The following is a 22,989-nucleotide window of genomic DNA, read 5'->3' on the forward strand; positions in this document are numbered from 1 at the left end:
ATTCTATTTTACATAATATTAAAGCTATCAACAAAAAATATCAAACACAAGAACCAAACGAGTAAGAGTAAAGAAATTTAGGTCGCTGGTGTGTTTTATTAATGTTTTACTCTTATGGAACACCTCGCAAGAATCACTCAAACAAAATCATCCCGTATATTTTCCTATATAAGCGAATTATAATCAAAAGAAAAAATAAAGCATTTTACAGCTGTAAGTATTGATCAGTCTGAAAAAGAGCATAAACATAGTTACTCACAAGGTTTTAGTTATTGGATTTCGTGATTATTCTAAAGTCAACTATAGCAGTAAGTCCGAAAAAGAGTTTTGACATAATTACTATCGATATAAAACACCTGTGGTGGTTTATATCTGTAACTATGTCAAATAGCGCTGAAAAGCGCGCTATCCACTCTTTTTCTAGATATATCAATTTGTACTATAATTTACATTATGTCAAATAGAATATTTAATTACACAACACAATAGTTCTTTACTTCACTTGTATACCCTCTTTAAATTAAAATCGCTCTAATTTTCATTAGAGCGATTCATTTCACTTTGAGTTATTAAGTTATACGTGCTGCATGTTATTTTCGCGAAAGCGTACCACTCATTATAACTAATCTATAGTTTCTGTAATACCGCAAGTTTTTTCTTTACCGTAGATACGAGTTCATTTGTAGGATGTTGTATTATAAGCTTTGTATAATTTGCAATTGCTTTATCAGTTTGTTGCATTTCTTCTTGTGCGCTTGCTAGACTGTATAATGCTCCTGTAGACGCTGGATACATTTCGGCCACCAGTTCTAGAATAAACAATCCGCCTTCTTTATTACCACCTGAAAATAGTCTGTAGCCAGCTGTACCAAATTCATCTTCAAAATCATAGTATTTATATCTTGGATCTTTTGCCACTTGTATACCTACAGATTTTACCTCTGCAAATTTACCTGCGGTAAATAACTCCGTGAGATAATCCATCGGGTTTAAAATAGCTCCGGTCTCGTTATAATTGAGCGCTACGTCAAGTACAGGATCTTGATTTGTAAAATACTCCTCAGATGTCATCGCTACAGCTAGATGTGGTATGGTCCAGTCTTTATTATCCCATTGAGATCTATCTTGCCACCAGGCAAATGAGAGATATGCGTTGAGTCCTGAGTTAGGTAAAGTAACGCGTTTAGTATCTCCATAAAAGTTTATATTTTCGGCAGTGGGCTCTCCTACTATAATCGCCTCTGTGTACTGCTCTATCTCATTTGTAAGATTTTGACAAGCAGAAAAGGTGTTACGACCTATGATATAAAAAAAATTACCACGGCTATTTATCTCAGGTCTTGCCATAAGTCCTTTTATGAGGGGTTTGTTGTTATAATTATTTCCACCACCATTGAGACGCACGTCATACACAAGCTTCTGTACGTCTGTCTTATCTATAAACTCAAAAAGACGTTTATAAAAATCGTGTAGCGTTTCTTCATCATCGTGGAAAACGGAGCTCTGACGCACATACAAGGTTTTTGTACCTGGTATCATTTCAAAATAATACAGCTTGTCGTTAAGATGTTTTAAATAAAAGGGAGTCACATCTTGCGCTCTACCACTCTCCCACTGCTCACTAGGGATTGTAAAGCCATAATCTCTTGATAACTCTTCAAGCGGTATCGCATTAAGGGTATGGTTAAATTGTTTTCCATCCTTTTCTAATGTGAGTGTTACTGCCGTGCTGTATCTAGGTATTACTCCTTGAGCGTGCAATACTGCAGGCACGGTGAGAAAACGCATCCCGTATGCTTTTAGATATGATTCATTTTCTACTGGTACAACGGCACGTACTTTTTCTATGGCTTGTAATACTGGTACAGTTCCTATTTTGAGAACTTTGGCGCCTATAATGGCTGCGTTTTCTTTAGTTGCCCCTTCTAGAAATACACCGTCTTCAAAATGATATAAATTTACAGGCAGCACTCCTTGTGATGCAACCGTACTAAAAGGTACTTGCGTGTGACCATACTCAAAGAGTGACACCATACGACTTAACCCTACTTTTACCTCGTGCTCTTGCATCGTAGGGATTTTATTATAAAATGCATCTGCGGCCGCATTCCATTTTTCGGCAGTGACTTTTTTAAATAAGAAGGGGTATTCCTTATGTACGGTTTCTTTTAGATAAGTTAGATCTTCTTGCCACTGTGCAGCGGTTAGAGGCTTCTGAGCAAAAGCGCTAGCACTACATAGTAGTACTAAGAGTGTAAGGCTAAGTTGTTTAATGATGGTCATTGGTTCGTTTTTTGATTTATATAAGAGACCACAAATAACACACAATGTTACACCACCGCCACATGATATGCCCTGAACAGTCACAATTCACTCCCGAATTGTAATTCATTCATTACAAACTATTTTTACAGGTTTAAAAATTCATTTTTACGCTTTCGCGAAAGCGTTATAAAACATTATTCTGCATCTAAATCCATAAATCCATCATAGCGAATGCTTGAACGTTGGACGCTGTTTACAGAAATCTGCACCTTCTTGGTATTAAAAAATTCTATGAACACCTCATAGGTTTCAGCATCTTGAGATATAGAAAATTTCATTTCTGTGCGATCTGTTTTCTTGTCTTTAGTAATTTCAAAGGATTTAGGAATTCCAGAAAATTCCACACCATTTGATGAGTTGTAACCACCGCCCATCCTGCGCTCGCCATAATACGGTAAATAAGCGCTCACGCTATCGTTATGTATTTTGAGAAAGTTACCGTTACCCAGTAAATTGATGCGGCTACCGCTGTTACCAGACCCTAGCCCATTATTTACTGCTAGTTGGTTGAGCACATTACTTGCCAGCGGGTATGCCCAGGTTGCTGTAATATCAATCTTGCGATTGTCTATTAATTCTTGCACACGGTTTGCTGTTGCCAGCTCTTGCTGCGTCATGGGTTGCTTAGTTTTACACGCGATTGCGAGTATAAGAAACGGGATGATGATGATGTATTTTTTCATAAGATGCAGTTTTATTAAATAGGTAGCAAAAACTATTCCTTTGTGGGGTGTTAACACGGTGTTAGATTTTACATAAAACGACCATCGCTCGTAAGGCATTCTTGTACTTTTGCCGAATGCAAAAAACGAAAGGATCGCAAATAGAATTTATCTCACTTATGGCGGCTTTAATGTCTGTCACCGCACTATCTATTGATGCCCTACTTCCAGCACTTGATATTATAGGTTTTGCGATACAAACCAAAACTCCCGCCGATAATCAGTTACTTATAAGCATGATTTTCTTAGGTTTAGGCCTGGGACCACTCGTCTTTGGACCACTAGCCGATGCTAAAGGTAGAAAATCTTCTGTTTACTTTGGGTTTACCGTCTTTATAATCGCTTCATTTATATGTATGTACACACGTAGTTTTGAAGTAATGATATTAGGCAGGATATTACAGGGTATCGGACTTTCGGCGCCGCGTACTATTTGTGTTGCTATTATAAGAGACCTTTATGAAGGCGATTATATGGCGCGTATCATGTCTTTTGTCACGGTAGTTTTTTTACTTGTTCCTATAATCGCTCCCGCTATGGGTAAGGTGATTCTAGATATCTGGAATTGGCAAGCGATTTTCTTAGTGCAGGTAATAATAAGCCTCTTTGTAATGCTATGGTTCTGGAGGCGTCAAGAGGAGACACTCAAACCAGCAAACAGAATTCCTTTCTCTATAGAGCGCATAACGAGAGGTTTCCGCGAGACTATAAAATATAAGCGCACCATGGGATTCACGATTATACAAGGCTTTATTGTTGGTTCGTTTATTGTGTACATAAGTGCTAGTCAGCAAATTTTCCAAAATCAATATGGTCTCGTAGATGAGTTTCCTTACATTTTTGCCGGTCTTGCCTCAGCTATAGGTGCTGCTATCTTGCTCAATGCTAACTTTGTCGTGCGTTTTGGGATGGAAAAAATAGTCACCGGTGCCCTCATAGGCTTCTTTGTCGTGTCCATATTATATGTGATTTTATTTAATAATGTGTTGCATCCTTCGGTGTATGTACTTATAGGGTTCTTTGCGATGCAGTTTTTCTGTATAGGTTTTATGTTTGGTAATCTTAGAGCGCTAGCGATGGAGCCTGTAGGTCACATTGCTGGTATAGGAGCGGCAATTACGGGACTTATTTCTACACTTATGGCAGTTCCCATCAGTACATTTATAGGTCGTTTTATTGAGGAGACCACGCTCCCACTCTTCATTGGTTTTTCTTCGTGTGCCGCAATATCACTCTGTATTCTGTTCTGGATAAAGAAAAAGGCTCCAAGAACGGTTGTCTTGAAGCCTTAATATCATTGTAGTGGTTTTTAGTACGCTTTCGCGAAAGCGTAACTCCATAATTACTCTTTCCACACCGCAGCTGCCTCTTCTCCAAGAAACTGTTGCATGTTAAACTCTTGATCACGTGCCTTAATATCTCTAGCGTAAAACATATCGCTATAGATAAAGCCAGCATCTTTTGCCATGGCAGCAGAAGCTCCGTAATAAATATGCTGAAATCGAGCCCATCTCGCTGCGCCTAAACACATCATGCAAGGCACACAACTCGTATATAAATCACAATCTGAAAGATCTTTTGTACCCAGTGTTTTACAAGCTAGTTGAATACAACGTAACTCTGCATGCTGCGTAGGATCTTGCGCACCTCCCACAAGATTATGACAAGCCGCAATGACTTGCCCAGAACGAACAATGACGGCGCCAAAAGCGCCGCCACCGTCTGTATCTTTACCTTCTCGAGCTAGCGCAATGGCTTGCTTCATAAAAGATGACTGATAACTCATATTATTCAGTTTCTGCTAGTAAAATAGACTTAGCATTTACAAATTCTTTAATCCCGAATCCTCCGTGCTCTCTACCGTATCCAGAGTCTTTTACTCCTCCAAAAGGCATCATAGGCTGTGCAAGTCCGTACGAATTAATGAATATCATTCCTGTATCAAAGTGCTCTTGTGCTAGCTTTACTGCTCCTTCTTCATCCTTAGAGAAAATTCCTCCTCCTAGTCCAAAACGGCTATCATTTGCTATGCGCATTGCATCTTCATTATCTTTTGCTTTAATTAAAGAAGCTACTGGGCCGAAGAGTTCGTCATCATAAGCTGGTTGTCCAGGCTGTACGTTACTTAGTACTGTAGATGGGTAGTAATATCCGCTACCATCTGGTATTTCTCCTCCAGTTTCAATTTTTGCTCCCTTTTCTACACTTTCTTTTACTTGGTCGCTTAGCAACTCCTGTAAATCTTTACGAGCAATTGGTCCTAGTTGTGTTCCCTCTTTATTAGGATCTCCCATAACCACATCTTTCATTCCTTGTACGAAGCCTTCCTTAAATGCATCATACACTTTATCTACTACGATAAAACGTTTTGCAGCAATACAAGTCTCACCATTATTTATGATTCTACCTTGTACACAAGCTTTTACAGCTTCTTCTACATCTGCATCATCAAGTACGATGTATGCATCGTTACTTCCCAGCTCTAATACTGTTTTCTTAATAGATGCTCCTGCAGTTTTTGCTATGATTTTTCCTCCAGCAGAACTTCCTGTAAATGTCACTCCGCGTACTTTATCATTGCTTATCACCTTATCAGACTGTGCGTGATCTATCACAAGTACTTTAAAAAGTCCTTCTGGTACGCCAGCTTTGAGTAAAAGCTCTTCTATTAATAATGCGCTTCCCGTTACATTCTGCGCGTGCTTTAATAAAATCCCGTTACCCGCTAGTAAGTTTGCAATGGCTACTCTAAGTGGTTGGTATGTTGGGAAATTCCACGGCTGGATGCTGTAAATAACACCTTCTGGAGAAAAGTTGATAATTCCTTTTCCACCATCTAGTAGCGTTCTTTCTATAGGTTCTAATTCTTTTACTCCGTTTTCGGCAGTGTATTCTGTGATAGCAATACAAAGGTCAATCTCACTTTTTCCTTGCTCAATGGTTTTACCCATCTCATCGGTCATTAGTTGTACAAGTTGATCTTTATAATTTTTAAGTTGCTCTCCTATATTCTTTATTACAGTGGCTCTATCGTCAAGCGATTGCATTTTCCAGTCATTAAAAGCGTCATGACAGTTGTCTATCGCTTCTGTAACCTGATCATCTGTAAAATATGTATACTCCTTAATTGATTGTTCGGTATGAGGATTTATGGTTCTAAAACCTCCTTTTATTTCTCTTTCCATTGGTAATGTTTTTTTTGTTGTTGTAAAATTACGGGGAGACTACATGCTGAGAATGCACTTTAATAGTATTTAAGAGTTGTCTTTAGAGAAGTTTAACGAGTAAGGTATCATCTCTATAATAGGAAAAAGCCACTACCTTATATGTGGTAGTGGCTCTTTATCAAGGGGTTTATCTTAAAAAAACTTACAAGTATTATATAAGTCTTACTCATTATCTAAAGTAACGTCTCCGTTACCTTTAATATCAAATTCTTCTTTTGGGATGGTACGATTAAAGTTTGAAGATCTTCTGTGTGCATCTTGAAAGTCTGCGTGCTTTTTGTTTTGTGTAGTATTCATAGCTTTATGTTTTTTTTGATAAAGGTATTTTAAAGCATCATAGCTAGTTGTTAATCAAAATGCTAATTCAGAGTTATTTAACGTTTTGCACGTATATACAAGCATATACATTTTTAAAAAAAAATCCCACTAAAGATATTAGGGATAGAAAATATCAAGGTGATTTTCTACAAGGTGACTATACTCTTAAATTAATATATAAACCTCATTTTCAAATACTTAACTAAGTATAATGATTTAAAATTTTCGCGAAAGCGGTACTACTACCCTACTTGGTGTAAGGTGCTTTTCAGACTTTGGCACGCTACTTGTAATTATCTAATCGTGAACATCAATCCACACAATTAATTAAAAACGAACATTATGAAACATCTTGCATTATTATTTATAGGACTACTTACCTTCTCGGCAAGTACCTATGCAGCAGAAGAAGATACATCAATACGACGCGGTACCGTATATGACGGTAGCAAGTATATTTTTGTAGAAAACGGTATCGAATTTTCAGTATTTCCAGATGGAGAGTTTGATTTTTACATACCACAATATGTAGAAGGAGTAAGTCTTTCTGTAAACGCTGGTCCAGTGGGCATAAGCTTTAACACAGGTTTTGACTACGATCCATATGTACAGTATGATGAGTATGGAGCTGTGATTCAAGTAGAAGACACTCCGCTTTATTATGATAATTACGGACGCTTAGCACAAGCAGGTGACGTACGTATCAACTATAGAGACAACAGAATATCTCGTGTAGGAGGATTACAGATTTATTACAACAACCGCGGATTATTTTCTCACTATACAGGCTTCATCAACGTGTATAATAGAAACTATGTATTCCACCCGTATCACAATTACTATTACAGACCAGTTTTTAACAGATGTCTAGTATTTAATACACCATATAGAAGATATTACACACCAGTACGTTATAACTATGCATTCCATAGAAACAATTTTAGCAGAGGTTACAACCATGGGTATGCAAATGCTCGCCGTGACTTTAGACGTCCAGATAGAGGTCGTGTAGCTCACAATAATGGTAGACGTGATAATGTAGACCGTAATAACGCTCGCTTTACAAGAGCAAACACAGGACGCGTTGCAAGTCGTGCTAACACTACTACTACAAGAAGAAATAATACTTCTGCACGTAGAACATCTAGCGCAAATACATCAAGTAGAAATGGTCGTGTAGCACAATCTACTAGACGTAATGGTGCACAGAGAGGTACTGCTACTACAACGTCAAGAAGAAGTACAAACAAGCGTGCTGTAATCTCTAATCGTAATGAAACACAACGAGGAAGACCTCCAGTAGCTACTACACCTAGACAACGCCCTACGGCATCTTCTAGATCTGGAAATAGCGTACGTAAGAGTACTCCTAGAACTACAAGACCTACAACGCGTACTACAAACAGAAGTACTAAGTCTGTAGCAACAAATAGAGGATCACGTACACAGTCTAAAGCTGCACCTCGTACCTCACAAAAAAGAGCGGTATCTACTAAGAGTAGAAGCTCAAGTAAAGTAAACACTCAGCGATCTTCAACTCGTAAAACTGCACCACAGCGCACGAGCAGAAGCTCAAATAGCAAGTCAAGTAGAAGCACATCTACGAGATCTAGAAGAGGATAAGAATTAGATTTTTGGTTGGTTAGTTTGGTAGACCCTAGTTGCTATAAGCGCTAGGGTCTTCTTTTTTTTATAACTTAGCTACTGTTAACCATAAGTATCTAAATATGAGAATTTTAAACGTATTACTTGTTCTGGTAGTGCTTACTGCCAGTTGTAAAAAGAAAAAGAAATCTAACACCACTACTAGTCCACCCATTACTTCTACGAGCAACAGACCCAGTGATAGCGCTAGAGAAGCTGCCATCTTACAGCTCGTAAATGACTACCGAGACTCTCTTGGTATCAGGATCTTGAGAACCACTACCCTATCTCAAGCCCAAGCGCTTGATCATACTAATTATATGGTAGACAAGCGGCTTATGAGTCACGATAACTTCTTTAAGCGTAGTGATTACTTAAAGTACAAAGGCGCCACCGCTGTGAGTGAGAATGTAGGTAAAGGTTACCGCACGGCTCAAGGTGTTGTAAACGGCTGGCTCAATAGCCCCAAGCACAAAGCAGCTATAGAAAGTGATGCCACACATACCAGCATTGCGTCCATACAAGATGCAAACGGTATATGGTACGACACGCAGCTTTTTTTAGACTTTTGAGATAATTACGCTTTCGCGAAAATGTGAACACTCAATTTCAGTATCTTAGGAACTTCAAAAACCATAATAACCAATGATTAGATCCCTTACCATTACCGCTTGTATACTAGCGATGTTTTCTTGTCAAGAAGCAAAGAAAAAAGAAGTAGCACCACCAAAAGAAATGACGGAGGCCGAAGTACTAGCAAAAGCGAAAGAAATACACAGCAACGTGATGACGCTAGACACGCACTGCGATATAAACGTAGATAACTTTACAGACACCGTAAACTATACACAAAACCTAGCATCACAGGTAAACTTACCTAAAATGCAAGAAGGTGGTCTAGACGTGCCATGGTTTGTGGTGTATACAGGTCAAGGAGAACTCAACGAAGAAGGTTACAAAGCCGCTTATGAGAATGCAATGTCAAAGTTTGATGCCATTCATAAACTCTGCGAAGAGATTGCACCAGATCAAATCCAGCTAGCTACCACTTCTCAGGAAGCAAGAGATATCTGGAAATCTGGTAAAAAAGTAGCCATGATCGGTATAGAAAATGGATATCCAGTAGGAACAGACATTTCTAATGTAGAGAAGTTCTACAATCTAGGAGGTCGTTATATGTCACTAGCACATAATGGGCATAGCCAGCTAAGTGATAGTAACACCGGTGAAGCCGATGATGTATGGCTGCACAATGGACTAAGTGACTTAGGAAAGGAAGTTATTGCAGAGATGAATCGTGTAGGGATGATGATAGATGTATCACACCCTAGCAAGGAAGCCATGCGCCAGATGATTGAGCTAAGTGAGACACCTATTATAGCTTCTCACTCTTCTGCTAGAGCATTATGTAACCATAGTCGTAATCTTGATGACGAGCAATTGCAATGGATGCAAGATAATGGCGGTGTGGTACAAACAGTTGCTTTTAAAAGCTACTTAAACACAGAAAAAAATGACGCATACCAAGCTGAAGCAAATCAAGTAATAAAAAACATCGCAGATTCTCTAGGTGTTACATGGTTAGATCGCTCAGCAGCAAGAGCACTACCTGAAGCCGAAAGAAAAGCGTATTACGAGACCTATACAGACGTGTTACTTCCTGCACAGAAGAAGAAACTGGCAGAACGCACAGACCTTCCTCCTGCCGTAGATGTGACAGACTTTATAGATCACATAGACTACCTCGTAGAAAAGATAGGAATTGACCACGTAGGTATCTCATCAGACTTTGATGGTGGTGGCGGCGTTGAAGGCTGGAGCGATGCGTCAGAAACTATGAATGTAACTATAGAGCTTGTGCGCCGTGGTTATACACAAGAAGAAATCGAGCAACTATGGAGTGGTAATTTACTACGTGTTCTTGATGAAGTGCAAGCATATGCCGCAGAACAGAAAAGCTAATTTCTCATTATAGAAATTAATCATTTTCAAAAATAAAAGAGCCCAGAAGTTTATACTTCTGGGCTCTTTTTATAAATATACTATGGTAGTTTCTTGCAGAGATTACATATCTCGTTCTCTACATATCTGGTTAACTCTAAGCTTTAACTTACGCTCGTAATCTTCTTGTAACCAGTCTCTATAGTTTTTAGTGTTATTCATAATGCTGTATGAATATAAACGCACTCGATACGCGATATCATCTTTTAACTTACGTGCAAGGATTCTAGCATCAAAAACATCTTCACTATTTTCAATCACCATTTCTGCATGTTGCTCGATGGCATTTTCTAATGCTGTTTTTGCTTTAAGTCCTTCTTTAATTACACGTTTGTATTCCTTCTTGATATCAAAATAAACATTCTTAGTATTTGCAAATTCCTTACGTAAATCTGGAGGCATCACATAGGTGAAGTTGCGCTCTATCTCCTCATCTGCAATTAGATTTTCAAGATAGAAATCTGGGTATGCAAAAATCTCTTTCCAGTCTATTGGTGCTTCCCATAGTCCAAAACGTGCAGCGTTATTTCCTAAATCAAGTACCTTAAATGTAGTTTTACCTGGAGCAATACGTGATCCACGACCTATCATCTGGAAGTATAAGGTAAGTGACTTTGTTGCTCTGTTTAAGATAATAGTATCCACCGTAGGTTCATCAAAACCAGTAGTAAGAATACTTACAGAAGTAAGTATCGCATCTGGAGTATTTTTAAACCAGTCTAAGATTTCTGTTCGTTCCTTAGCACTATTAGTGTTATCAAGGTGACGTATGTCATACCCTGCCATTTTAAACGTCTCATAGACGTAGCGAGAGGTATTTATACCATTATTAAAGATAAGCGTCTTCTTCCCTTTAGATTGATCCTCATAAGCGCTCAATAGCTTTTGCTGCATGATGGTATCTGTATACAGAATGTCTGAAGACTTTACTGTATAATCGCCATTAATACCAAGCTTAAGCGAACTTAACCCTACATTATAGCTTATAGTTTTTGCTTTAGATAAGAACCCTCTTTTTATCAAAGCAGGTATACTCTCCCCTATTAACAGTTCGCTATAGTTGTCTTTCATAGGCAACTTAATATTGGAACTTAGTGGAGTTGCAGTTACGCCCAAAATAAAGGCCTTATCAAAGTAGCTGAAGAGTTTTCTAAAGGAGTTATAATGCGCCTCATCAATAATGACAAGACCTACATCGTCCATATTCATTTGCTCCTCTTGCAGTCTGTTAGTAAGCGTTTCTACCATCGCCACATAACACATGTAATCATCACCTTCTTCTAAGGTCTTAACGTCACTACTTATGATCATGTTAGGGACCATAAATTCTGTAAGCATTCTTGAGGTTTGATTAGAAAGCTCAATACGGTGCGTGAGGATTACTACTTTCTTATTTGCTCTTTTTATGTAGTTACGTACTATCTCAGAGAAAATAACAGTTTTTCCACCACCAGTAGGTAGTTGATACAACAAGTTATAGTCTTCCGATGTACGATCCATTACGCTAAAAACAGCCTCAAGATCCTTGAGTTGGTAATCGTATAATTCTTTTTCTGGAGTTTCTTTTTCTTGAATAGCGTCGCTCAAAAGTGTAGGTTTCTTCGGTTAAAAGTCAATCTTGCAAAACTAAGTGATTTTTATGCTTTCGCGAAAGCGTACTGCAAGAATTCTTGACACAATTTTAAAAATTATGCCTTATTTATTGAAAATGGACGAAAGAGGGTGTTTTTAAGATGGATCTGCTGCTTCGTCAAACAAATCTGCGTTAGGCCACTTACGTTCTTCTGCTAGTGAAACGATGCGTTCTATCCTCTCTCCTAGTTCTTCTAATAGATGATGATAAGTAATATACTGCACGAGTTCTTTAAAGGAATTGAGCATACTTTTATAAAACGCATCTGGAAGCCCTGGACTAGATTGCTCAAATGTTTGTGCAATCTCAATATTAAAAAGCATCACATCAGAAAGCAACAGCGGGTTGATTCCTAATGTTTTAAAGTGCTTGATATACTTTTGAGCAATAGAACGTCTTTTTCTAGGACGTTTGCGTCGTGTGGGGAAATACTCGTTGCTTATTTTAATTTTTGCTTCGTCTACGAGCTTATCTTCTTTAGGGTTAAAAACAAAGTCATAATAGGTCTTCACCTCAGGTATACGTTCATAAAGCTCCATAATTTGCTCTTGAAGCTCTGCATTGCTTAATGTAGAAATTTGCTTTTTTAACGCCCGTTTGCTCATTGCTAATTGATTACTTATTGCGAATTTATAATAAAAAATAGTCGTAAAAAGCGAATCAAAAACCTATTTTTGCAACTATACCAACTTCATATATAAATCATCATTTTACAATGAATACACTTCAAGATAGTAAAGCCGTAAACTTGATCAAAAAACTCATAGGAGATGTTGCTCAAAACGGAATTATAACAAATACAGTAGTTGAAGACCTTAAAACGCTTCGCCCTCATACTATTACAGAGCAACTTCCTTTATTAGCCAAAGCTACACGCCTTGCTGCTGAACATATAGAGGAAACAGGAACTTTTGCAATTCCTATCCCTGCAGATGATGACATTGAAGATGAAAATGAAGAAGTGATTGCAGCTGCAGATCCTGCGGAAAGCACTCCTGAAGAAAGTCTACACTACTTCTTTTGCTTGATAAGAGATGTAGATAAAAAAACAAATGAAGACGAATTACGTGAATACGTAAAGGCTTTAAGAGAGTACTAGTATACAATTACTCTTTATACATATCATAAAAAAGCCACTCGATTGAGTGGCTTTTTTTATAACATAATGTTGTAGTTCGAATTGTAATTGAGAAGTTTATTCAAATTTCTTCTCAATACTTTGCCCTATTGCTGAGCTTTTAAAAACGTATGTATATAACCACATTAGAGTAAAAGAAGGAATGATGTCTAAACCAGGTACAATCTCCTCTACAAAGGTAATAACACCTCCTACTTTTCCTGCAGCGCCTTTATACAATCTTGTCATGAGCCATGCAGATAATGGTGCCCATACTACGTCAGACATATCTCCTATAACCGGGAATACCCAACTTGAGGTAACAATCCCTAAGACGTCTATAAGAAGTCCAATTAATAAAAGCTTGTATTTATTTGTTTGATTATCCATAAGTATATTAAATATAATACTTTAAACTAATCAAATAACATTCCAAAATTATTAATCTAGACTAGATGAAATCAATTTGAGAAATTCGTTACGAGTTTCTTGCTTTTCAAACTGTCCTCTAAAACCTGAAGTGGTCGTTGTGGAGTTTTGCTTTTGTACACCTCTCATCATCATACACATGTGAGACGCCTCAATGACCACAGCAACACCCTTAGGTTTTAATGTCGAGTTGATGCATTCTAAAATATCATGTGTAAGCCTTTCTTGTACCTGAAGTCTTCTTGCAAACACGTCTACAATACGAGGTAGTTTACTTAGCCCTACGATATGACCATTAGGAATGTACGCAATATGAGCCTTACCGAAGAAAGGAAGCATATGATGCTCACACAATGAATAAAGCTCTATGTTCTTGACAATAACCATGTCATCATAATCTTCTTTAAACATCGCTCCTTTAAGTATAGCAGCTGGATCCATGTCATATCCAGAAGTAAGAAATTGCATTGCTTTTGCTGCTCTTTCTGGTGTTTTTACAATACCTTCTCTTGTGGTGTCTTCTCCTAAGTTTTTAATAATTGAGGTGAAATTATCTTTTATTTCGTCTGTAACTTCAATGTTATACTCTTCAAAACTTCTATATGGCATGGGAGATAATTATTTTTGTTTAATCAAAGATACTATTTATTAAACATTTTTATTTCTCTATTTAACTTTTTATTTAGAGTTTTCTTAGAATGACACGGTTAGATTTGTCAAGCCAATCAAACACATGCTATGCGCATTTTTCTATTTGGGATATTCTCCCTGTTTTTACTATTGCCCCATTTCCTTAAAGCTCAGCAAACTAAAACGCTTAATGCAGAGCGCATAAACACGCCACCTAAGATAGACGGTGTGCTCGATGATGCTGTATGGAAGTCTCTAGCTACTTATGATGGCTTTAACATGTTTGAACCTGGGAATGTAGGAACGATTGAAGAAGACCAGCGCACAGAAATTAAAATGGCTTATGATGATAAGGCAGTTTACATCGCAGCCTACTTATTTGATCCAGACCCAGAAAATATACCCAGTCAGTTCAGTCAGCGAGATCAAGTATTCTCACAAGCAGATCATTTTGTCGTTGCCTTAAATACTTATAATGATGGTATCAATGAAACTCGGTTTTATGTAACTAGCGCCGGAACGATAGGTGATCAACGTATTACACAGAACAACAGAGATTTTGGATTTAATGTAGTTTTTGAATGTAAAGTTTCTAGAGATGACAAAGGATGGTATGCAGAGTATCGCATTCCTTATAATGCACTGCGTTTTCCAGAAGTAGCAGTTCAAGATTGGAGTGTAAATTTCTATAGAAGGTTAGTAAAAAAGAATGAAACACATACATGGAATTTTATAGAACGTGGTGTTGGTAGAGACACGCAGTACAACGGTACAGTGACAGGTGTGCGCGACATTGATCCACCGGTAAGACTTACTTTTTTCCCTTTTGCACAAACCTCTACTAATTTCTTTGATGGAAATAATGAAACCAACTTTGCTGGTGGTCTAGACATAAAATATGGCCTTACCGATAGTTTTACTCTTGATGCCCAACTAATTCCAGATTTTGGGCAAGTAGCTTTTGATAATGTAGAGCTCAACTTAGGACCTTTTGAGCAAACTTTTGGAGAGAATAGAGCATTCTTTACAGAAGGAATAGATTTATTTAATAAGGGAAGAATTTTCTTCTCAAGACGTATAGGAGGAGCACCTTCTGCCAGCCCTGAACTATTAGATACAGAAGAGGTAATATCTTCACCCTCTACTGTAAAGCTTGTAAACTCTGTAAAGATCTCTGGACGTACCAAAGGCGGTCTGGGCGTAGGTTTCTTAAATTCAATAGGTCAAGAAACCTTTGCTACCATAGAGAATACAACAACGACAGAGGTAAATGGCGTTGAAGTAATTGAAAAAAGTAAACGCAACGAAGTGGTGGAACCACTCACAAATTACAATGTATTTGTACTGGACCAACAGTTTAATCAAAACTCTTCTGTATCGCTCATTAATACTAATGTAACAAGAAGTGGCAGTAAATTTAGAAATGCAAATGTTACTGGTGGTGTATTTGATATAGCAGATAAAGGGAATAACTTCAGAGCATCTGGACGTGCAATTTTTAGTAACGTAAGGGAAGCCGGAGAAACCACTAGCGGTTTTCTATCAGAATTTGACTTTAGAAAGATTAAAGGAAACTGGCGCTATCGTTTTGGTCATGACTTTGCAGATACTAAACTCAACATCAATGACCTAGGCGTAAACTTTAGAAATAACTTTAATAGCTTTGCTGTAGGTGGATCTTATGAGTTGATACAACCTAAGGGTAAATTTAATAGATATCGTTTTGATGTAACCGTAAGACATAGACGTCTATATGAGCCTAGTATTAAAACAAGAAACAGCATACGCTTTGATTCTTTTTTCTCAACCACAGAACGCCTAGCTTTTGGACTTGACTTGAGTGTCAACGGGAAGGACCAGGATTATTTTGAGCCAAGAGTAGAAGGAAGATTTGTCACCTTTGAGTCTAACCTAGGTAGTAGTGGATTTATCTCAACCGACTTTAGAAAGAAATTTGCTTTTGATTTAAGAGGTTCTGTGCGTTCATGGTTTGGAAATCAAGATCAATTTAATCACAGTATTAATTTCTCACCACGTTATAGATTTTCAGATAAATTGCTCGTTATTTTATCATCTAATTACTCTAGTAGAAAAGATAACTTTGGATGGGTTGATAATACAGATACAGAGGTATTTTTGGGCCTTAGAGACGTAAAATCTTTAGAAAACAGAGTTAATGTAAATTATAATTTTGACCCCTATAAGGCGCTCAACTTAAGTCTACGCAACTTCTGGGCAGTATCAGATCACAGTAGTAATGTGTATTATCTATTAAATACTGACGGGTCGAGATCTCAAATAGATAACTATGATACCACCGTACAGCGTGATCCTAATGCAAACTTTAATATCTGGAATCTGGATGTGAGTTATCGCTGGCGTTTTGCTCCAGGAAGCGAAGCGTCCCTACTCTATCGCCATCAGATTTCGAACTTCGATGAGCAATCCACTTTAGATTATGGACAGAGTCTTGGCAACTTATTTGATGAACCTCTTAACCATACGCTATCCCTTAGAGTTACTTATTTTATAGACTATAATAATGTCAAAGGCTTCTTTAAAAAGACCGCCTAGTACGTTGGTAAAAAGCAGGTATTATAGTACTTTCACAGTCAATATTGTATTATGGTAAAGGCAGAACATATATCAAAAACTTTTGGAAACTTACAAGTCCTTAAAGACGTTGCATTAGACGTAAAAAAGGGAGAAGTAGTTTCTATTGTAGGGCAAAGTGGTGCTGGTAAAACTACACTACTACAGATTCTAGGCACTCTAGACATGCCCGATAACAATGCCCAAACACAACTTACCATTAACGGAAAATCACTAACAGGGCTTAAATCTAAGCTACTAAGCGCTTTCCGTAATGAGCATATTGGCTTTATATTTCAGTTTCACCAACTACTTCCAGAGTTTACAGCTATGGAAAATGTGTGTATTCCTGCATTTATTGCCAAAAAAGATAAAGCACCCACAGAGGCCCGAGCAAAAGAGCTTCTTGACTTTTTAGGCCTATCCCATCGCTATAATCATAAACCTAACGAACTTTCTGGAGGTGAGCAACAGCGAGTAGCAGTTGCTAGAGCGCTTATCAATAATCCTGCGCTCATACTAGCAGATGAGCCTTCTGGTAATCTCGATACAGAAAGCGCAGATCATCTTCATAAGTTGTTCTTTAGGCTGCGAGATGAATTTAATCAAACGCTTATTATCGTTACTCACAATGAAGAGTTAGCAGATATGGCAGACCGTAAGCTTGTAATGAAAGATGGCGAATTTGTTACTAGTTAACCTTAGTACGCTTTCGCGAAAGCGCAACACACCCTACTGCACACATATACGAACACATGAATAAAAAGGATCTTAAAATCTTCTTGGACGAAAAAGCAATTCAATATGAGAATGGCGATTTTATTCCACACGATCCTATTCAAATCCCTCATCAATTTGAGCTAAAAGAAGATATCGAGATTGCCGCTTTCTTAACAGCTACTATTGCCTGGGGCAATCGCAAGAGTATCATAACGAATGCCACAAAAATGATGGATATCATGGGGAATGCTCCTTATGATTTTGTTATAAACTACGATTCAGAACAAGCGCACCTTTTTGACGGTTTTGTACATCGCACTTTTAATAGCGGAGATTTAGAGACATTCATAAGAGCATTACAGCACATTTATCTCAATCATGGTGGTCTTGAAAATGCTTTTAAGAAGGGAATCACAAGTGAAGGCCTTCAACCCGCTATTTCAAATTTTAAGAAATTATTTTTTGAGGTCGAACATTTGCCAAGAACACAAAAGCATGTGAGTGACCCACTCAAGAACTCTGCTGCAAAACGTATCAACATGTTTTTGAGATGGATGGTACGTGATGCAAATGCGGGAGTAGATTTTGGAATCTGGAAAACAATTTCTCCTAGTTTACTTTCATGCCCCTTAGATGTACATACCAGTAATGTAGCAAGGAAACTCAAGCTGCTTACAAGAAAGCAAAACGATGGAAAAACCTTATTAGAGCTTGATAAAGCCCTTAGAAAGATGGATCCTAAGGATCCTGTTAAATATGATTTTGCATTATTTGGATTAGGAGCGTTTGAAAAGTTTTAATTATTCTCTATACACCATAAGTATTATTTATATAGAATATGATCAGCTATATTTAAGAAAGACTATTTTTGATTAAAATTATACTGTGATAGCACCTCAAAAGCCCACTAACGAAAGTAAACGTCTCGAAGTTTTAAAGTCGTATAATCTGCTTGATACACTTCCAGAAGATGCTTACGATACTATTACGAAGCTAGCTTCATATATCTGTAATACGCCTATATCACTAGTTACTTTGCTAGATGCAGATCGTAATTTTTTAAAATCAAGACGTGGGATAGATATCGCTGAGTCACCTAGAGATATTTCTTTTTGTGGTCACGCTATACTTTCAGAAGAACCTGTATTTATCGTAGAAGATGCTCGCCTGGATGAACGTTTTCAAGACAACCCACTTGTTAGGGATTTTAAAGCGATTTTTTATGCAGGTGTTCCTTTACGCACAAGTGATGGTTATGCGCTAGGCACTTTGTGTGTGTATGATCATAAACCAAGAACGTTATCCCTAGAAGAACAAGATGCTTTAAGAGGACTTGCAAAGCAAACAGTATTACTCTTTGAGGCGCGTAAACGCAATATAGATCTTGCAGCCGCACAAAATGAAACAGCACAGCGCAATGACCGTTTAGAAGATTTTGCACGATTAGTTGCACATGATCTTAAGTCTCCACTAGCGAGTATAGAAGGTTTACTTAACCTTTTAAAAGAAGATTATCTCGGAGAGAATGATGAAGACTTTGCATTATATATAAAGCATTTAGATACTTCGGCTAAGTCTATGAGAGATTATATAGACGGGCTTCTCAAGTATTATAGGGCAGACACCCTACTTGCAACAAAAGAAGATACTACTCTTTTTACACTAGTTAAGGATGTAGCAGATTTACATAAATCTAGTAATGTTGCCATTAAGATTGAAGATGACTTGAAACTAGTCGCTGTTTCTGCAATTGCTATTGACCAGATTCTCTCAAACTTGGTTGATAATGCTACAAAGTATAACGATAAGGATGCACCAACAATTCAAATAAGCGGAAACGAATCAAAAGACTTCTACACTATCTCCGTAAAAGATAACGGTGCTGGGATTCCAGAAGACAAACAAGAAATCATTTTTGACCTCTTTAAAACTACAGGTACAAAAGATCGCAATGGTAGACAAGGATCTGGGATGGGTCTTGCAACCGTGCGCAAACTTGTGGAAGGATTGGGTGGTACTATTAGTGTTTCTTCTGTGGTAGGAGAAGGGAGTATTTTCACTTTTACCATTAGGCGATAAAGTCCGTTTTAAGTATTTTTGAACAAACTTAAAAACGCACATGCAGTTTAGACATCCAGAACTCCTTTACGCACTGTTCTTACTGCTTATCCCTATTCTCGTTCACTTATTCCAACTACGTAAGTTTAAAACAGAAGCGTTTACAAACGTTGCCTTTCTTCAAAAGCTCAACATTCAAACTCGTAAGAGTAATTCCATAAAAAAATGGCTTGTGTTATTGTCTCGTATGGCGGCAATTGCGGCAATTGTGCTGGCATTTGCTCAACCATTTATCACACAGTCAGATAGTGCAGCGCGAGAAAAGGAAACTATCATTTACTTGGATAACTCATTCAGCATGCAAGCAAAAGGTCCTTCTGGACAATTGCTGCGCACGGCTACGCAAGATATTATTACTAATATTCCAGAAGATCAAACCTTCACTTTAATTACAAATACAGATACGTATAGAAACACCTCTATTAAAAATATGCGTTACGAGCTGCTACAACTGCCGTATGCAGCGTCACAGTTATCTGAAACTGCTGTAACACTCAGAGCACAGAAAGAATTCTCTAGAGACCAATCAAAAGATAAGAGGCTCATTATGATTTCTGACTTTCAGGACAATGGCGAGGCGTATCAGTTAGAAACAGATGGTATAGAAAAACATTACGTGCAGCTCCAGCCTGTCATAAAAAACAATGTAAGTATAGATTCCGTTTTTATATCACAAAGAAAATCAGGAAGCATTGCCCTTACAGTAGCGCTTTCAGCAGGTGAAAAGAAAGATATAAATACTGCCGTTTCTCTATACAACGGTGATCAATTACTGGCTAAGGGAACAGCATCTTTTGATAGCGAACTAACGACTACCGTAATTTTTGATATAGATACAAAAGAAGAAATCGCAGGGCGTATCGTGATTGAAGATCCCCTACTCGCTTTTGATAACACCATGTTTTTTAACATTAATAAAAGTCAGCCCATAAAAGTGCTTGCAATAAATGGTGCAAACTCAGATTATTTGTCACGTATTTTTACAGCTCCAGAGTTTGAGTATAAAAGCACAAACATTAAGAACCTTGATTATAGCAGCATACCAGAGTTTAATTACATTGTTGTAAATCAAGTTTCAGAAATAGGCGTATCTCTTAGTGGTGCTTTGAACGCTTTCGCGAAAGCGGGAGGAATCACCACCATTATTTTAGATCCAAATGCAGATGCCGCTAGTTACAACAATGCGTTAAGAGATTTAGGAAACTTTGAAATCTCAAAAAGTGAAACCACTAAACGATTAGTAACCACCATCAACTATGACCATCCTGTGTATAAAGATGTGTTTGATACAAGGATAAAGAACTTTCAATATCCGTCAGTTTCAAAATCCTTTGCTTTACAAGGTGGAGATGCGTTACTTCGTTTTGAAGATGGAAGTCCTTTCTTATCATATGCTTCAAATTTCTTTGTAATCTCTGGAGGTATAGACGTTGCAAATTCAAATCTCCAAAGTTCGCCACTCATAGTTCCTACATTTTACAATATGTCGCGACAGAGCTTGCAGTTGCCACGATTATATATGCCCATAGGTGAAAACACAACATACGACATACCTGTCGCGCTTCAAGAAGATGATATTTTGAGTCTGGAAGACATGTTAGACCCCTCAAATACACTTATTCCTTTGCAACAATCTAAAGGAAATAAAGTGCAAATTACAACGAGCGACTCGCCATCTAAAGCAAGTATCTATAATATTAAGCTATCAGATAATACAGTACAGCAAGTCAGTTATAATTACAGTCGTAGTGAAAGCACATTACGATATGCAGCGTTAAACACGGGCGCTACAGATCATTACAACACCTCTGTAGAAGATCTTTTTGACGAATTCAAAACAGCAGATAGTGTCCAATCGCTTTGGAAATGGTTTGTTATTTTTGCCTTGTTATTCCTAGTACTAGAAATCTTGATTTTAAAATTCTATAAATGAAAGCACTCATAAAGAACGCCATAATTGTAGACAGTGATAGCCCACATCACGGTAGTACAAAAGATGTAAGAATCAAGGATGGCCTCATTATAGAAATAGGAGAACATCTAGAAAATACAAAAGGAGAGACGCTTATAGAGCGCGATAATCTCCATATATCACAAGGTTGGTTTGATAGTAGCGTGAGTATGGGGCAACCAGGATTTGAGGAGCGAGAAACTATAGATCACGGCTTACAAGTTGCGGCCTCAAGTGGCTTTACAGCAGTAGCACTCAATCCAAACACCTACCCTATTATTGACACTAGCTCTGATGTTACTTTTGTAAAGAAAATGGCAGAAGGACATGCAACATCTCTGTTTCCTATAGGCGCGCTTACGCGAAATAGTGAAAGCGTAGATCTAGCAGAATTATACGATATGCAGCAATCCGGAGCTGTCGCTTTTGGTGATTACCAACAACCTATCGCAAATCCAAATTTGCTTAAAATTGCACTGCAATACACGCAAGGGTTCAACGGACTCGTTTTATCATTTCCTCAAGAGCAGAAAATTGCAGGAAAAGGAATGGTAAATGAAGGAGAAATAAGCACCCGAGTAGGTCTTAAAGGAATTCCCGCTATAGCCGAAAGTCTTCAAGTAGCAAGAGACTTACACATATTAGAATATGCTGGCGGAAGCCTGCACATTCCTACTATATCCACAAAGGCAAGTGTGGAACTTATAAAACAAGCTAAAACGAAAGGATTAGACGTTACTTGTAGTGTTGCAATACATAACTTGTACCTACTAGATACAGTTATAGATGATTTTGACACGCGTTATAAAGTATTACCTCCACTAAGAAACCAAGAGCATGTAGATGCATTGATAGAAGGTGTAAAAGATGGCACTATCGATATGGTGACTAGTGATCATAATCCGCTAGATGTTGAGCGCAAGCACGTAGAGTTTGATAATGCTATGTATGGAGCTATATCTCAAGAAGCTACATTTAAAGCGCTACTTACAATTGTGAGCGAGAAGCGTGCCGTAACACTGCTTACTGCCGGTAGACGTAGATTTATAGGTACAAGTAATTCGATACAAGAAAATAGCCCAGCAGATATTACCTTATTTACAACAAAAGGCACGGCTACGTTTACTCAAGAACACATCAAATCAACTTCAAATAATGCCATATTCCTTAATCAAAAAATGAAAGGAGAAGTTTATGGAATTATTGCAAATAACCAACTAGTACTTAACTAATGGATGAAAACACCGTTTTTGAAGGAAAAACAGCTGCAGTCTTAAGCTACATAACCTTCGTAGGATTAATTATAGCCTATTTTATGAATAGCGAGTCAAAAAATGAGTTTGCCGCTTTTCACCTTAGACAGTCATTAGGTTTAACCTTGAGCTACTTTTTAGTAATGATGCCGCTTAGTTATCTAGACATACCAATGGCATCTATAGGATTTCTAGTGCTGTTTTTTGCACTGTGGCTTTTTGGAATTATTTCTGCTTTTCAAGGAAAACGCCAACTTGTACCTTTAGTAGGTGCGTTTTATCAAAGCGTTTTCGGCGGAAACAACTAGT

General features: G+C 37.7%; 21 protein-coding genes. 12 read left to right on the top strand and 9 right to left on the bottom strand.

Annotation, left to right across the window (positions count from 1 at the left end; translation table 11 throughout):
- Window positions 1-627: 627 nt before the first annotated feature.
- Window positions 628-2,283 (bottom strand): tol-pal system YbgF family protein, encoded by a 1,656-nt coding sequence (locus SJY37_RS12755; protein ID WP_379953182.1) that lies wholly within the window; start codon window positions 2,281-2,283, stop codon window positions 628-630.
- A 176-nt stretch (window positions 2,284-2,459) separates the two neighbouring features.
- Entirely contained in the window at window positions 2,460-3,008 is a 549-nt protein-coding gene (locus tag SJY37_RS12760) for a DUF4251 domain-containing protein (RefSeq protein ID WP_379953183.1), read from the bottom strand.
- A 101-nt stretch (window positions 3,009-3,109) separates the two neighbouring features.
- On the opposite strand from SJY37_RS12760, the gene SJY37_RS12765 reads away from it, so the two are divergent.
- Complete coding sequence (locus SJY37_RS12765; RefSeq protein ID WP_379953184.1) at window positions 3,110-4,339, top strand: multidrug effflux MFS transporter; 1,230 nt, start codon at window positions 3,110-3,112, stop codon at window positions 4,337-4,339.
- Window positions 4,340-4,389: 50 nt separating this feature from the next.
- Here the strand turns inward: SJY37_RS12765 and SJY37_RS12770 are convergent, their stop codons facing one another.
- From SJY37_RS12770 to SJY37_RS12780, 3 genes are all read right to left on the bottom strand, one after another.
- A complete protein-coding gene (locus tag SJY37_RS12770) occupies window positions 4,390-4,833 on the bottom strand; it encodes a nucleoside deaminase (protein WP_379953185.1) in 444 nt (147 codons plus the stop codon).
- 1 nt (window position 4,834) lies between these two features.
- The gene (locus tag SJY37_RS12775) at window positions 4,835-6,232 is read right to left on the bottom strand and encodes an NAD-dependent succinate-semialdehyde dehydrogenase (protein WP_379953186.1); all 1,398 of its coding nucleotides are present in this window, start codon (window positions 6,230-6,232) and stop codon (window positions 4,835-4,837) included.
- Window positions 6,233-6,436: 204 nt separating this feature from the next.
- Window positions 6,437-6,571, bottom strand: a complete 135-nt coding sequence (locus tag SJY37_RS12780; protein ID WP_379953187.1) for a hypothetical protein — start codon at window positions 6,569-6,571, stop codon at window positions 6,437-6,439.
- 363 nt (window positions 6,572-6,934) lie between these two features.
- Between SJY37_RS12780 and SJY37_RS12785 the strand changes: the two genes are divergently transcribed.
- The 3 genes from SJY37_RS12785 to SJY37_RS12795 all read left to right on the top strand — a co-directional run bounded on the left by SJY37_RS12785 (window position 6,935) and on the right by SJY37_RS12795 (window position 10,198).
- On the top strand, window positions 6,935-8,215 hold the full coding sequence (locus SJY37_RS12785; protein WP_379953188.1) for a hypothetical protein: 1,281 nt from the start codon (window positions 6,935-6,937) through the stop codon (window positions 8,213-8,215).
- 104 nt (window positions 8,216-8,319) lie between these two features.
- Window positions 8,320-8,808: a CAP domain-containing protein gene (locus SJY37_RS12790; protein WP_379953189.1), complete on the top strand. Its 489-nt coding sequence runs from the start codon at window positions 8,320-8,322 to the stop codon at window positions 8,806-8,808.
- A gap of 73 nt (window positions 8,809-8,881) precedes the next feature.
- Window positions 8,882-10,198 (top strand): dipeptidase, encoded by a 1,317-nt coding sequence (locus SJY37_RS12795; RefSeq protein ID WP_379953190.1) that lies wholly within the window; start codon window positions 8,882-8,884, stop codon window positions 10,196-10,198.
- A 102-nt stretch (window positions 10,199-10,300) separates the two neighbouring features.
- Here SJY37_RS12795 and SJY37_RS12800 read toward each other — a convergent pair whose 3' ends face one another.
- Window positions 10,301-11,824, bottom strand: a complete 1,524-nt coding sequence (locus tag SJY37_RS12800) for a DEAD/DEAH box helicase (protein ID WP_298325156.1) — start codon at window positions 11,822-11,824, stop codon at window positions 10,301-10,303.
- 141 nt (window positions 11,825-11,965) lie between these two features.
- Window positions 11,966-12,475 (bottom strand): DUF6155 family protein, encoded by a 510-nt coding sequence (locus SJY37_RS12805; RefSeq protein ID WP_379953191.1) that lies wholly within the window; start codon window positions 12,473-12,475, stop codon window positions 11,966-11,968.
- Window positions 12,476-12,585: 110 nt separating this feature from the next.
- On the opposite strand from SJY37_RS12805, the gene SJY37_RS12810 reads away from it, so the two are divergent.
- Entirely contained in the window at window positions 12,586-12,969 is a 384-nt protein-coding gene (locus SJY37_RS12810) for a hypothetical protein (RefSeq protein WP_298325162.1), read from the top strand.
- 96 nt (window positions 12,970-13,065) lie between these two features.
- Here SJY37_RS12810 and SJY37_RS12815 read toward each other — a convergent pair whose 3' ends face one another.
- Together SJY37_RS12815 and folE are read right to left on the bottom strand one after the other, a co-directional pair.
- Window positions 13,066-13,377 carry a hypothetical protein gene (locus tag SJY37_RS12815; protein ID WP_298325164.1) on the bottom strand — a complete coding sequence of 104 codons (312 nt, stop codon included), beginning with the start codon at window positions 13,375-13,377 and terminating at the stop codon, window positions 13,066-13,068.
- 51 nt (window positions 13,378-13,428) lie between these two features.
- Window positions 13,429-14,025: a GTP cyclohydrolase I FolE gene (folE, locus tag SJY37_RS12820; RefSeq protein ID WP_379953192.1), complete on the bottom strand. Its 597-nt coding sequence runs from the start codon at window positions 14,023-14,025 to the stop codon at window positions 13,429-13,431.
- Window positions 14,026-14,154: 129 nt separating this feature from the next.
- Between folE and SJY37_RS12825 the strand changes: the two genes are divergently transcribed.
- From SJY37_RS12825 to SJY37_RS12855, 7 genes are all read left to right on the top strand, one after another.
- Complete coding sequence (locus SJY37_RS12825; RefSeq protein WP_379953193.1) at window positions 14,155-16,620, top strand: DUF5916 domain-containing protein; 2,466 nt, start codon at window positions 14,155-14,157, stop codon at window positions 16,618-16,620.
- A gap of 51 nt (window positions 16,621-16,671) precedes the next feature.
- Window positions 16,672-17,337: an ABC transporter ATP-binding protein gene (locus SJY37_RS12830; protein WP_108878864.1), complete on the top strand. Its 666-nt coding sequence runs from the start codon at window positions 16,672-16,674 to the stop codon at window positions 17,335-17,337.
- A 56-nt stretch (window positions 17,338-17,393) separates the two neighbouring features.
- A complete protein-coding gene (locus SJY37_RS12835) occupies window positions 17,394-18,158 on the top strand; it encodes a TIGR02757 family protein (protein ID WP_379953194.1) in 765 nt (254 codons plus the stop codon).
- An 85-nt stretch (window positions 18,159-18,243) separates the two neighbouring features.
- Window positions 18,244-19,437, top strand: a complete 1,194-nt coding sequence (locus SJY37_RS12840) for an ATP-binding protein (RefSeq protein ID WP_379953195.1) — start codon at window positions 18,244-18,246, stop codon at window positions 19,435-19,437.
- Window positions 19,438-19,477: 40 nt separating this feature from the next.
- Window positions 19,478-21,409 carry a BatA domain-containing protein gene (locus tag SJY37_RS12845; RefSeq protein ID WP_379953196.1) on the top strand — a complete coding sequence of 644 codons (1,932 nt, stop codon included), beginning with the start codon at window positions 19,478-19,480 and terminating at the stop codon, window positions 21,407-21,409.
- Window positions 21,406-22,659, top strand: coding sequence for a dihydroorotase family protein (locus SJY37_RS12850; protein WP_379953197.1), 1,254 nt, complete (start codon window positions 21,406-21,408; stop codon window positions 22,657-22,659). Before SJY37_RS12845 ends, SJY37_RS12850 begins: the two co-directional genes overlap by 4 nt.
- A complete protein-coding gene (locus SJY37_RS12855) occupies window positions 22,659-22,988 on the top strand; it encodes a DUF4870 domain-containing protein (protein WP_379953198.1) in 330 nt (109 codons plus the stop codon). The genes SJY37_RS12850 and SJY37_RS12855 overlap by 1 nt, the downstream gene beginning before the upstream one ends.
- The last annotated feature ends 1 nt before the right edge of the window (window position 22,989 follow it).

It is taken from the genome of Dokdonia sp. R78006, from assembly GCF_042466145.1.
Classification (GTDB): domain Bacteria; phylum Bacteroidota; class Bacteroidia; order Flavobacteriales; family Flavobacteriaceae; genus Dokdonia.